Origin of the sequence: Mediterraneibacter agrestimuris (genome assembly GCF_943193195.1) — a bacterium.
Classification (GTDB): Bacteria; Bacillota; Clostridia; order Lachnospirales; family Lachnospiraceae; genus Schaedlerella; species Schaedlerella agrestimuris.
In genome coordinates, this window is record NZ_CALPDG010000030.1 from 1 (window position 1) to 13322 (window position 13322).

General features: G+C 43.8%; 12 protein-coding genes. 10 read left to right on the top strand and 2 right to left on the bottom strand.

Features of this window, described 5'->3' with window-relative positions; genetic code table 11:
- Positions 1-273 precede the first annotated feature (273 nt).
- The 5 genes from NFS18_RS13270 (at position 274) to NFS18_RS13290 (ending at position 5694) form a co-directional block, all read left to right on the top strand.
- The gene (locus tag NFS18_RS13270) at positions 274-2328 is read left to right on the top strand and encodes an oxidoreductase (RefSeq protein WP_251390998.1); all 2055 of its coding nucleotides are present in this window, start codon (positions 274-276) and stop codon (positions 2326-2328) included.
- 15 nt (positions 2329-2343) lie between these two features.
- Entirely contained in the window at positions 2344-3624 is a 1281-nt protein-coding gene (locus NFS18_RS13275; protein ID WP_251390908.1) for an aconitase X, read from the top strand.
- Positions 3621-4064: an aconitase X swivel domain-containing protein gene (locus tag NFS18_RS13280; protein WP_251390910.1), complete on the top strand. Its 444-nt coding sequence runs from the start codon at positions 3621-3623 to the stop codon at positions 4062-4064. The genes NFS18_RS13275 and NFS18_RS13280 overlap by 4 nt, the downstream gene beginning before the upstream one ends.
- A gap of 222 nt (positions 4065-4286) precedes the next feature.
- Positions 4287-4625: a PadR family transcriptional regulator gene (locus NFS18_RS13285; RefSeq protein WP_251390913.1), complete on the top strand. Its 339-nt coding sequence runs from the start codon at positions 4287-4289 to the stop codon at positions 4623-4625.
- Between the two features lie 4 nt (positions 4626-4629).
- The gene (locus NFS18_RS13290) at positions 4630-5694 is read left to right on the top strand and encodes an HAAS signaling domain-containing protein (protein WP_251390914.1); all 1065 of its coding nucleotides are present in this window, start codon (positions 4630-4632) and stop codon (positions 5692-5694) included.
- A gap of 58 nt (positions 5695-5752) precedes the next feature.
- On the opposite strand, the gene NFS18_RS13295 is transcribed toward NFS18_RS13290, so the two are convergent.
- Positions 5753-7021, bottom strand: coding sequence for a 6-phosphofructokinase (locus NFS18_RS13295; protein WP_251390916.1), 1269 nt, complete (start codon positions 7019-7021; stop codon positions 5753-5755).
- Positions 7022-7578: 557 nt separating this feature from the next.
- Here NFS18_RS13295 and NFS18_RS13300 point away from each other — a divergent pair.
- Together NFS18_RS13300 and NFS18_RS13305 are read left to right on the top strand one after the other, a co-directional pair.
- Positions 7579-7992 (top strand): iron chaperone, encoded by a 414-nt coding sequence (locus NFS18_RS13300; RefSeq protein ID WP_251390918.1) that lies wholly within the window; start codon positions 7579-7581, stop codon positions 7990-7992.
- Positions 7993-8144: 152 nt separating this feature from the next.
- Positions 8145-8381, top strand: coding sequence for a response regulator (locus NFS18_RS13305; RefSeq protein ID WP_251390919.1), 237 nt, complete (start codon positions 8145-8147; stop codon positions 8379-8381).
- 1139 nt (positions 8382-9520) lie between these two features.
- On the opposite strand, the gene NFS18_RS13310 is transcribed toward NFS18_RS13305, so the two are convergent.
- The gene (locus NFS18_RS13310) at positions 9521-10093 is read right to left on the bottom strand and encodes a tyrosine-type recombinase/integrase (protein ID WP_251390920.1); all 573 of its coding nucleotides are present in this window, start codon (positions 10091-10093) and stop codon (positions 9521-9523) included.
- A 329-nt stretch (positions 10094-10422) separates the two neighbouring features.
- Here NFS18_RS13310 and NFS18_RS13315 point away from each other — a divergent pair, with 329 nt between their 5' ends.
- The 3 genes from NFS18_RS13315 to NFS18_RS13325 all read left to right on the top strand — a co-directional run bounded on the left by NFS18_RS13315 (position 10423) and on the right by NFS18_RS13325 (position 13287).
- Entirely contained in the window at positions 10423-11160 is a 738-nt protein-coding gene (locus NFS18_RS13315) for a hypothetical protein (protein ID WP_251390921.1), read from the top strand.
- A 222-nt stretch (positions 11161-11382) separates the two neighbouring features.
- Complete coding sequence (locus tag NFS18_RS13320; RefSeq protein WP_251390923.1) at positions 11383-12567, top strand: TolB family protein; 1185 nt, start codon at positions 11383-11385, stop codon at positions 12565-12567.
- Positions 12568-12600: 33 nt separating this feature from the next.
- Positions 12601-13287 (top strand): hypothetical protein, encoded by a 687-nt coding sequence (locus NFS18_RS13325; protein ID WP_251390925.1) that lies wholly within the window; start codon positions 12601-12603, stop codon positions 13285-13287.
- Positions 13288-13322: the final 35 nt, after the last annotated feature.

The window sequence follows — 13322 nt, forward strand, 5'->3', positions numbered from 1 at the left end:
GGCTGGATATATCGCTGTCATCACTTCACTGGTCGGACACCTTGCAGCGCAGTGCAAGATGCCGTGTGAACAGTAACGTGAAAGAAATTACAGTGGAAACAAAAAAGAATAATAGCTTGCTTATATACTGGTTAATTGTTACAATGATTGTAATGAGTTGCCAGTATTTTTTATATATACCATTCATATGATAAAACAGTTTAGAAGATTGTTTCAAATGCATGATTTTAAGGATACTGACCGGAATCGAAAGGAGAGATTTGTATGGGAACTATGGATCCAAAGTATGAAGCTTTATTTACCCCATGGAAAATCGGAAATGTCGAGATCAAAAATCGTATTGTCCTTTGTCCTATGGGCGGAACGTCCCTGTTTGGCTGGATGGAGCCGAATCATTTTGACAAAGAGGCAGCGAACTTCTTCCTGGAAAGGGCAAGGAACAATGTGGGATTGATCATTCCCGGAATTGCTCCGGTCAAAGATCCTATGGGCGGGAGATGGCTCTGGCAGAACAAGAAGATGTTCAAGGAATTGAAGGTCTTTATGGATGAGATTCATAAGACAGGCGCCAAATTGTTCGTGCAGATTACCGCAGGAATGGGACGTTCATGGGCAATCACAGATTCTCTGGTGGCTGTTCACAACAATCCTGTACTACATGCACTGGCAAAGCCGATTATTGATGTACAGTATCAGTCTGCAAGTCCAAGCGTACTGCCGTCCCGCTGGTCGGATAAGGTAACCTGCCGGGAAATGACTTTGAAGGAGATTCATGAGATTATTGACGGGTTTGCAAAGACCGCAGCGCTTTGTAAGGAAGCGGGCGTGGATGGCGTGGAGGTCCATGCGGTCCATGAGGGATACCTGCTGGATCAGTTTACGTTAAAATATACGAATAAGAGAAAGGATCAGTTTGGCGGCTCTTTTGAGAACCGTTACCGTTTTGCAACGGCGATCGTAAAGAAGATCAAGTCAGCATGCGGAAGCGACTATCCGGTTTCCCTTCGTTATTCTGTTGTATCCAAGACAAAAGATTTCTGCGTAGGTGCAATGCCGGGAGAGGATTATATTGAGATTGGCCGTGATATGGAAGAAAGTGAAAAGGCTGCAAAATATTTACAGGATGCAGGTTATGACATGCTGAATGCAGACAACGGTACTTATGACGCATGGTATTGGGCTCATCCGCCGCAGTACATGCCGCAGAACTGTAACTTAGAGGATGTAGCACATATTAAGAAGTTTGTAGATATTCCGGTTGTCTGTGCAGGACGTATGGAGCCGGATGTGGGAGCGCAGGCAGTAGCTGACGGCAGAATTGACGCTGTGGGAATTGCCCGTCAGTTCCTTGCGGATAGCGAGTGGATTACGAAACTGATCGAGGATCGTCTGGAAGATATCCGTCCGTGTATCTGCTGTCATAACGGATGCTTTACAATGACACATTACAAGGGTATTGCCAATGGACAGCCAATGGACGATATACGGCATATGGCCCGCTGTGCATTGAATCCGGTGACGATGCAGACAAATAAATATAAGATTGTTCCGGCGAAGACACCAAAGAAGATTGTTGTGATCGGCGGCGGAATCGGCGGTATGGAAGCTGCAATTGTTTGTGCGAAGCGCGGGCACAGTGTAACATTGTATGAGAAGAGCGATCACTTAGGAGGAATTTTCATTGCGGCGGCAGCTCCGTCTTATAAGGAAAAAGACCGGGATCTGCTTGTATGGTATGAAAGAGAAATTCAGAAATATCCAATAGAGATTAAGCTGAATACAGAAGTAAAGAATGTAGAAGCTTTGCAGGCAGATGAAGTGATTGTTGCAACAGGCTCTGAGGCACGTACGCTTCCGGTAAAAGGTGTGGAGTATGCAATGGATGCAGTTGAATTCCTGCTTGGTGAAAAAGAGGTCGGAGAGAATGTAACGATTGTGGGCGGTGGACTGACCGGATGTGAGATCGCATATGAGTTGTATCTACAAGGGAAGAAACCGACCATTGTGGAAATGAAGAATGACTTGATCGCAGTAAAGGGTGTTTGTCTTGCAAATGCAAGCTATCTGCGTGATTTCTTTACTACAAACAAAGTTCCGGTGTACTTGGAGACAATATTGGGAGAAGTATTAAAAGATGGCGTTATTGCTGTAGATAAGACAGGAAAGAGCTTTAAGATCGACGCAGACAGTGTAATTATGTCTGTAGGATATAAACCGGCTCCGATTGCAGAGAAGAGCAAGAACGTACATATTATCGGTGATGCACTTGCAGTAGGCAACCTGCGTACCGTTATCTGGAACGCATGGGACGTAGCAATGAGATTATAGAGGGAGTGATAAGTGATGAAACTGACAGAACAGCAGCAGGCTATTCTGGATGGCGAAAAGGGTGAAACCATGGCGAAGGTCATGAAAACGCTTGTAATGTACGGAGAAGCTTTCGGAGCAGAAACGATGATTCCGGTGACATCTAAGTACAACCATCTGGTTACCTCATTTGGACTGGGGGTAATTGCTCCGGTCTATGATCTGATGGAAAAACTGATTCAGGCAGGCGCGCTTTCTTCCCAGCAGTTTTCGGCGGATCCCCGCCCGGTAGATAAAAATGTTCCGGCAAATTTACTGCAGAATCTGGTATTTGACAAGTTTATGTACAATAAACAAGATTACTATGAAGGACAGCTTCAGAAGCTGGGACTCATGGAAAAGGACGCGTTTACCTGTACATGTTACATGGACGAGGTGGGAAATAAACCAGAGAAGGGTGATATTCTGAGCTGGTCAGAGTCCTCGGCGGTTGTGTATGCCAATTCCGTGCTGGGCGCGCGGTGTAACCGTAATTCAGGAATTATGGATTTGATGGGCGCAATTGTCGGCTGTGTACCGTATTTTGGTCTGCTGACCGATGAAGGCCGTAAGGCAACATGGATCGTCAAAGTGGAAACGTCAAAGAAACCGGAGGCACAGTTACTTGGGTCTGCCATTGGCATGAAAGTAATGGAAGACGTGCCGTATATTGTGGGGCTGGACAAATGGCTCGGCACAGAGCTTGACGATGCGGCATGTACATATCTGAAAGACTTTGGCGCCGCAACTGCTTCCAACGGCGCAGTCGGACTCTATCATGTGGAGAATCTGACGCCTGAGGCAAAGGAGCAAAAAGAAGCGCTTCTTGCAGAAGACGCAAAGACGTATGTAATAGATGATGCAGAGCTGGAGAGGGTGAAAGCCGGGTATCCAATTGTCTGGAAGCACCCGAATGCAAAGCCGAAGCTGTGCTTCGTGGGTTGTCCGCATATGAGTCTGGAACAGTTAAAGAAATGGACAGATAACATAGAAGCGAGGCTCAAAAAGTACGGTAACAGTAAGGTTGTGATTCCGACAGTATTTACGGCGGCTCCGGCAGTATTAAGGGAATTTGAAAAGACATCATATGCAGACAGGCTGCGGGAAACAGGGGTTATCACGTCATATATTTGTCCATTAATGTATATGAACAATCCGCTTTGTGCAAATATGCCTGTGGTGACATCTTCCAACAAGCTGCGTACTTATACGACGGCGCGGTATTTCACGGATAGTGAGATATTGACATTGATTACGAGGGGAGGCCGGTCAGCATGAGAGAATTTCAGGGACGAGTGGTAACTCCGGGAACAGCAAGGGCAGAAGCAGTCGTAACTCACGGCGGTTTTAATACGCTGGCGTCTTTGCAGAAATCATTGCAGTTCGGAGACAAAACTGCAAAGTGTAATGACCAGAACAATCCAGATTTATATGGGAAACCGCTGGCGGGATACGCACTTTGTCTTCCGCAGACGATTGGCTCTACGACCGGGGGTATGGTGCTGTACTGTGCCTGTGCCATGAAGCGGCAGCCGGCATGTATGCTGTTTGCCAATCAGATTGATTCTCTGGCAGCAGCCGGCGCGATCCTGGCGGATGTCTGGCTGGATGATGTGAAAATGCCGGTTATAGATTGTCTTGGAGAAGAATTTCTGGAATATGTGAAAGATGGAATGATGATCGCCATTGGGGAAGATGGTAAGGTAACTGTGGAATAAGTTATTAGTTATGATCATACAAAATAATAAAAATAAATGAAAGAAAAATGAGACAGGATATGTTCCAGTAAAAAGGAAGGTGTCCTGTCTGTTTTTGCGCATGTGTGTGAAGTGGCTGTGAATAGTAACGTAAAAAAAAGATGAAATATATTTTAATATTGACAATAGTGTGCGATATACAGTATAGTATTTATAACAGGATAAATAACAAGAGGTAAAGATATGGGAGATGAAAGGGATTTAAAGCAGAGTTTGATACAAGAACTGCGAAGAGGAACGCTTATCTTAAGTGTCCTGAGTCAGTTGAATGAGAAAAAGTATGGGTATGCACTGGTACAGAATCTGGAAGAACAGGGGATGCCGATCGATCCGAATACGTTGTATCCTTTGCTTCGGCGGCTGGAAAAGCAGGGGCTTTTGGCGAGTGAATGGGATGTAGGGGAGTCGAAGCCCAGAAAATATTATAGCAGAACTGCATATGGAGATGAGATTTACCTTGAATTGAGATCTCAGTGGAGAACAATGACAGAAAGCATGGAAGAGATGTTGAAAGGGGAATAGGAGCATGCAAGACAGAGAGATGATGGAACGGTATATATATGAGGTTGTCAGAAGAATTCCGAAAGAACAGAGGAAAGAAACGGCATTGGAGCTTCAGGAATTGATCAGTGATATGACTGAGTCCGGCGAAGCAATAGAGGCAGTACTGACTTTGCTTGGAGATCCTTCGGAGTTTGCAAAGCAGTACCGGGATGAGACAAATGTATTAATTGGACCGGCGTACTATTCTGATTATATGTGGCTGTTGAAAATCGTACTGGCGGCAGCGGCGGCGAGCGCAGTAATCTCGGAGCTGCTGCACGGTCTTATAGCGGGTGAATTTCTGGCGGAGATATTTTCAAAAATTCTTGGGAACATGATTACCTCAGGAATTATGGTATTTGGCGTGATTACATTTATCTTTGCGGTGTTAGAACGGCAGAAAATCAAGGTGGAATTGCGTGAAAAAAAGAAGTGGAGTGTAGACAATTTAAAGGCAGAAGAGAAGGGCAGCCGGAAAATCAGTTTTGAAAAAGAGATTAGCTGGCATCCGGCACAGTTGTCTCCGATACCGGATAAACGTGCGAGGATCAGCCGTGCAGATAGTGTAGTCAGTATCGTATTTATCATTCTTATGGCAGGACTTTTGATGTTTGGACCGCAGCTTTTTGGAGTATATATCTTTGAGGATGATGAGTTTGTGAGAACAATATCCATATTCAATCTAGATAATTGGGACATAATCCTGCCGGTATTTTTGGCAAGTGTGCTGATTGGGCTGATAGATGAAATTATCCGTCTCATAAACGGATATTACTGCAAAACTGTAATGATCAGCAGTATCATCACAGGGGTGTCTCAGATGGTTTTAAATGCAATCCTTTTAAAAGGACTGCCATTTTTCAATCCTGATTTTGCAGAAGATGTATCTCAGCAGTTTGAGGTAAACTTTGTTTCTGAGATAGATCTTCTGCACTACTGGGGAACAAGCTTTGTGCCAAATATTTTCCTTGCAGTATTTTTAATTATTCAAATGATTGAAATTACAGTAACAGTTTATAAAACATTAAAATATGGAGATGAAAGATAAAATAAAAGCTTTTTCTACTCTATTTCTGCTGTGGATAAGAGATATGCTTTTGCAAGGTTTATCGGCGGTATGCGAATTTGGGAAGACCATTCTCACTGGGAATACTTACAACTCCCTGAATCAAAGGCAGTGCATACTCGATAAACTCCTCTCCAATATCAGAACCATCGTTTGTGATCCACTCAAGAGGTACAGTTTTCTCCTGATTGCAGATCAGGTTCACATCCTCCGTAACATAGTCAATCTGATAGTTGGCTGCCGGACCCGAACGGACAGTGCTTTGTTTATCAGAGGCAAAGTCACCGGCAACCCTCCGGAAAGCGATCATTTTACCTGTCTCGCCTTCAAGCGCACACTTTACACCGTAAGCGCCGGAAGCAATGGCTTCCTTATAATCCATTCTGGAAAGCATGGAAGAAGAACAGCGCTGACAGACATTTAATTCAATGGAACGGACCTTGACGCCGAGACGGTCTTTTACCAGATTTTCTAAATATTTGCCGGAACCGGTAAGCATTTTATGTCCGAAGCTGTCTACACCTACATCACTTGCAAGTTCACAGATAAAGGTGCCGTTGCCATCGTTGATTCCTTCGGAAATACAGACAATCAGATTAGGAGTCGTTTCCAGTGCATTTTTGACTTTTTCGATAAATACTTCTTGATTGAAAGCAACCTCTGGCAGATAAACCAGTACAGGATTATCCTCTTTAAACTTTCTGGCAAGAACACTGGAAGCCGTCAGCCATCCCGCATGACGTCCCATGATTTCTATGATGGTAACCGATTTCTTATTGTCGTAAACAGAAGCATCAATCGTAATTTCACGAATTGTGGAAGCCACGTATTTGGCGGCGCTGCCGAAGCCCGGGGTGTGGTCTGTCAGAACAAGGTCGTTGTCGATTGTTTTCGGGATTCCGATAAAACGGATATCGCTGTTGATCTGCTCTGCGTAGCGGGAAAGCTTGCTGACTGTATCCATGGAATCATTTCCGCCGATGTAGAAAAAATAACCGATATTATAAAATGCAAACTTTTCAAACAGCTTCGGATAGACCTTGTCGTTCAGATCTTCCGGCAGCTTGTAGCGGCAGGAGCCGAGATAAGAGCCGGGAGTAGTCTTGATCAGTTCTAATTCACCGGATAACTCTAATGGCTTCATGTCCATCAGCTGATCATTTAAAAAGCCCTCAATTCCGTTTATCATTCCATAAACAGTACCGAGAGTTTCTTCTCGGTTCAATGCTTCATATACAACTCCATACAGGCTCGCATTGATGGCAGCAGTAGGTCCGCCGGACTGTCCGGCAATTACATTTTTCTTCATGAGATTCCTCCGTTTCTTGTGATTGGGTTTTCAATATGATAATCAAAATAAATAATCATAGTAACAGTTCAGCATAGGAGTTTGCACTTGCTGCAAACTCCGTAAAAATGCGTGATGGGAAATAGAATCCGCCCTTTCACCGCAGGTGAACTTAAAATAGGGCGGATTCAGTGACTATGAAGCCGAAAGGCTGAATAGTTACTGATCATAAATAGTTGGATGTACTTTATTTATCTTAACATTTCCTTTCAGAACAGGCAAGGAGAAGTGCTTTCTGAGTTACTTTTCTGAATAGCGTTGAAAGGTAGTTTTCTTTTATATATGCGGACGAAGCAGATATGTTGTCCTTTTCGACCGGTGAATTCCATGCTATACTGGATGAAAACATACTTGACGAGGTGCGGCAGTGAATCACAAAGTATATAAATATGAATCCCTGCTTTATGCGGCAGGCGGTGCTTATGTTATTTTTTCCTGTGATATCAGGAAAGAATTTGGATTGGAAAGCAGCCGGGTAACAGTGTAAGGGTAACAGGGAAAGAAAGGAGATCGGGAAGATGTGGACATGTCCGGAATGTGGGAGGACTTTTAAAAAGCAGAATCAGAGCCATTACTGCGGGAAAGCGCCGGAAACGGTAGAAGATTATATTCTGGCACAGCCAGAAGCGGCACAGCAGCATTTGAGGGCTATAAGGAATGCGGTGCATGAAGTGCTGCCGGATGTAGAAGAGCGGATTTCATGGAGTATGCCGGCCTTTTGGAAAAAACATAATATTATCCAGTTCGCTGGTTTTAAAAACCATGCCAGCCTGTATCCAGGACCAGAGGCTGTCCGGGAGTTTTCTGAACGGCTGACGGGATATAGGACAAGCAAGGGGACGATACAGTTTCCATACAGCAGCCCAGTTCCGTCAGATTTGATTGCCGATATTGCCAGATGGTGTTACGAGACGGGGGAAGAACATCCGTAGGATGAGAGAATGGAAAGCGGTGACAGACTGACTGGATGGGTAAGCAATTTCGGAAATATAATGTGATGAGGAATGCCAGACACCAATGAAAAATATAGAAACAAAACATCAAAGACTTCGAGTCTGCATTTGATGTATGTAAAGGAGCAGTTATGTACCACATTGCAATTGTAGAAGATGAACTGGAATTTTCCATGCAGTTACAGAAGTACCTAAGGCAGTATCAACAGGAAAATGGCGTAGAATTTAAGATATCCGTATTCCGTGACGGCACAGAGATCCTGAAAGATTATAAACCAGAGTATGATGCCATTTTTATGGATATCGAGATGCCGGTCATAAACGGAATGGATGCGGCAGAAAAGATCATGTTTGCACGTCACGTTTGATACAAAATAAATAAGGCGTTTGCCCCGATTTATAGGGGTAGACGCCTTATTTGCTGGTTGGTGATGGTGAGCAAAGGGGGATTTCGGCAGAAGCCCCGGTTGGCTGATGAGTAGGTTTTACGGAGTGATTTTACACGATGCACCCGATGAGCTTATGGTTATAATGAATTTCGGAAGTGATTTTACACGTTTATACACGATTAGAAATTCGCATATTTTCTCACAATTCTAAGTGTGCGTGACAATAGCGGGAATCCGCAATCTGCGTATCTTTTGCCATTCCAGCAACACTCCTAGAAAAACCACAGCCCCGACATCGCAAGCGAGTCTTTCTCAAAGATCGGCACCGAACCGGGCAACCTAAATCAGCGGAGGGAGAAACCGTTGTAACGATTGTTGTTATTGGACGGATTGACGTTAGTAGTATTGAAGTTCAAGTTGCGGGCGTTGGTAGACGAGTTGGCGGTACGCGACCAGACATCGCCCTCGTTGCCAGTATTGTTGACGCGGCCGTTGTTCAGATTGACATACCCGCTACGGACAAAAGCCAAGAACAATCATTGTGTGACGAAAAAAGAAGTTCACTTTACTTGGTATTAGCCTTAACTAATACCAATATTACTATCCTCTTATAATTTCTTCTACCCGAACTAAAGAGGGTGACTTCACGATCTTTGATTTTTAGAGAACAGCCATCAGTCGGAGCTTGACCTCAAGGACTGACGTTAGTTCCCATGGATATTATACCCACGTTCTCATTTTACCATAACTAATATGTCAAGCGGCACTATCGCCCCACCAACATAGTCTTATCACCACTGGCTTTGTCCGTAGCCATGCGGTACTCGTTGGTGATGGTAAGATATGGAACTTAGGCCAGAACGGACACTACTGGTCGCGTACCGCCAACTCGTCTACCACCGCACACAGCTTGGGCATGTATACTACGGACGTCAATCCATCAAGTAGCGGCTACCGTTGGTACGGTTTCTCCCTCCGCTGCCTCTACCCAGGTAGTGCCTAATGGAGGAAGAGAAAAATGACAGCAGCCCACATATTTTTATCTATCACAAAACAGAGCGTAGAAGCTAACTGCCTGCGCCCTTTATGATAAGTAATATCTCGTACCGTATCTATCACTAAAACAACTCCATCCCCAAATACGCCTCGTCCCGCTCATCCTGCGTAATTCCAAGGTAACGCTTTGTAATCTCATAGCTGCTATGGTTATAGATGTCTACAATCACCGCCAGCGATACATCGCCGCTCTTTACGGCGTGATAGCCCCAAGTCTTCCGCAGAGAATGACAGGCAATCTTGCCAATAATCCCCAGCTCCACGACCGCTGCATGAATAATCCGCCACGCTTGTACCCGACTGATGGCTTTCGGCTCTTTACGGTTGTTGGCAAAGATATACTCTCCCCGGCGGTGGAGATAACACTGCTTCAGCGCACCAAGCACCTGTGGGTTCAGGGCGATTGTACGATCTTTCTTCGTTTTCTTCTCTATTACAGTAATATGGGTACGGAATGTCTGTTTTTCTTCATCATATACATCCGACCACTTCAGACGAAGCAAATCGCTGATTCTCAGTACCGTGTATGTTCCCATTAATACAAGCGTATAATTGCGCAATTGCCCTTTCTTCAAAAAATAATCTGCCAGTTTCTTTAACTCATCTTTGCTTCTAATCGGTTCTGTTGCCGCCATAATAAATAAAGCCCCCTTGTCGTGTAAGATACGGCTTATAGCGTATCGCCACGCATAAGGAGGCTGATGTAACACTTTATAGATATTGATACAATTTTAACATCAAATCAGCCTGTATTCAAGGGCGAGTTTGCTAAAATGAAGAAAATTGGTACACAATATCATAATAAACGGCATTTTTATAGCTTATCAGCGGCTTGTGGAGCGTACAAGATACAACACTCTCTATAAAGTGTTACATCTTATATTTTAGCGGTTCATAAGCCGCAATTTTTTGCTGTCAATAAGTCTAAAACCGTGATTCTATTACATGCGAGGAGGTAATTATCGTGAAAAACAAAAAGAAAATTGGGCTTTCTATTGCTGGTACTTTAGCCGCTGTCACCATTGTATCGGTAGCCATACATTTTCACTATGCGAAAAATAATGAAACTGTAAACGTTGAATCTGATTATATCAAGGAGGCTGAACTCCAAAGAATCGACACCAATGAAGCGGGAGACATTCGAGTTCAAGGCGATGGTAATAACACTCAAGTTATTAACAACCAAGTTATCAACAATTACTATAACGATCTCGACAAGGTCGTACCTGAAGATGCTAAATCATCTGATGAGGATTCTGATGTTGGCTTCGTGACAGAAACCCATGTTCGTCTGGCGGATGATGAGGATAGAACCTGGTATAAATCAGTGAGTGCTAAGGTTGGGGATAAGGTAGAGTTCCGAATTGAGTATAGGAATACCAGTGACAAACAACAAGATGGCGTCGCTATTAGAGATGTCTTGTTTACTAATAATTTGAGCTACGTTGATGGCTCAACCGTCTTAAAAAACTCTAACCACCCAGACGGTGCTTATATTCTTAACGATGCACTCGTAGAGAATGGCATACGTATCGGTAATTATGGCTCGGGTGCCAACGCCCTTATCTACTTTACCGCTGATGTCGTGGACGAAGACTTAGAGGTAGGAACAAATACTTTAGCAAACTGGGGACAAGCTGGCGTAGGAGAAATAACTATACAAAATCATGCGGATGTAGTCGTGAACATACCAAAAGAGTGAGAATTGGTTAATCTGTATAATTCCTCCCTTGTAAAACCGCTTATAATTGCGCAGATTGACGAATCATAGTACAATCGGAAGACTACCCACCTGGGGACAAGTACATTGACAAAAAGGAGGATAAGAAGCAATGAGGAAAATTGGCTCAATCTGGGGCATTATATGCTACCAGAAGATTTATGCAACTTGTAGACCGATGCCGCAAAGAATGGAGGTGGTAATATGCGGAAAAGAATTGCAGTAGCATTGTTCATGCTCGCTTGTTTGCTAATCAGCGGATGTGGCAGTGGAAGCGATCCAAATAGCATGGCAAATGAAAGTTATGACGAAACTAAGAATTCCGAAGAAGAGTCACAATTTAATACGGAAAATGTTGAACCGGAGGACGGGATGGAGGAACCTGACGAAATAGAAGACGACTCCGATACCCCAGCAGAAGCGAAAGGGATAATTGTGATGGTACGGCAACAGAACGGTTGGGAGTTGGAGACCCAGCTTATAACAATCAATCCGAGCACTGGAGAGCAAAGAATTATTGTCAATTTTTCCCAGCAGATTCTTGCTAATACTGAAATATTAGATTCGTCGAGCCTGGAAGACTCGGATGTTCGGTATTTACACCCGTCCGCACTCACCGCATTTGCATATGGCAATCTCACTAATTGGTTTTCTGATGATTATACGAAAATGATTGCCGTGCGAGTATTTTGGAATCGTTCTCAGGAACAACATGCAGGATGGATAGATGCCAATGGCGAGTTTTTCGATGTTAGTGAAGCGGTTGGTCTGGCACATGAAACAGATTTTTCAAACCCTGACCCGATTAAGCATGACGTAATAGGCTTTGAGAACAACATGTTTATCTTCTGTGAGGGGGAGAAATACTTCCAGATACCGTTGAGTGATACTACCAAAGACCAAATCTTAGAAGTGAACGGGGATAATTGCAGTCTAATTTCTCGTAGTCAGAAATTACCATCAATGGTTAATGACGAGATATATCCCACGGATTGGATTGACGAGAATAATTGCATAGCAGACTTCCTATCTCTCATTAATTACAGAACGCATATTGAATACGTTCTCAAGAGTGTATTCTTAAATGCTGAGACAGGAGAAATAACGGAGTATATTCCAGAGTCTGACCGCTGTAATTGGAGTGGGGTGCTCAGTCCGGATGGTGCTACTATTGCCTTTCTTTCGACGCCAACACGCGATGATGGTTTGGTTGAACTCTATACAATTCCCACTAATGGGGGTGAACCAACCCGTATTCCCTTAGTGTCAAATAGCGATGTATTAGTTAATATTGAAGAAATCACTCAAGGTCAACTCGACATGCAACATGAATATTACAGACCGGGTTATAGAGCATCTACAGAGTGTTTTCTATTGGACTGGAGGTAACTGCCAGTCGACCCAGAAAGGAAGATGAGATTTATGATAACGGCAGTAATTGTACTTGAAGTGGTGTGGTTTATTATGTATCTGAATACATTCAGCAATATTCCGTTTGTACTATATATGACAGTAGCAATTGCGATATTTATTGTGGGGATAGTAATTTGGCATTTCTGGTCGATAAAAACTGTGGCTGAGGAAAAACAGTGCATAAAAAAATACGGTCGCGTTTTGGCCAAGGAAACAGTTGAGAAAATTGAGAAAGACCCTCGCAGACGGAATCAGAAGAGAGGCAGAGGGCCATACAATGGCAGATTGGATCCTGAGTCCTGCGTAATTTGTGGTTCTGGTGTCCGAGATGATGGAACGCCACAATTCTGGAGTGCAGAACATTTTTGCCACGATTGTGAGCAAAGGTATCAGAAAGCACTAGCCAATGACGAAATTCCATACATTGCAGGCTACACCGACGATGAAGAATATGGGGACGACAATAAGGTTTCGTTGTGGGAAGCGATGCAGATCACGGCTATTGACCTATTAGACGGCGTAATTGATGAAAAGACAGCGCGGGCGGAAGTTGCGTCAGTATTGGAAAAAGGGCGACAATGGGCAGTACAGCGAAAGACTGCAAAAGCAGTAGAAAAATGCCGTAGACAGGACTTCAGTCTCGACCGCGAAAGTAAAAGTCATCTCAATGATGAGATGCAGCGCTTATTGAGTTAAGCAAGTTCCCCTCAGCTGTCTTATTCTTGATTCTT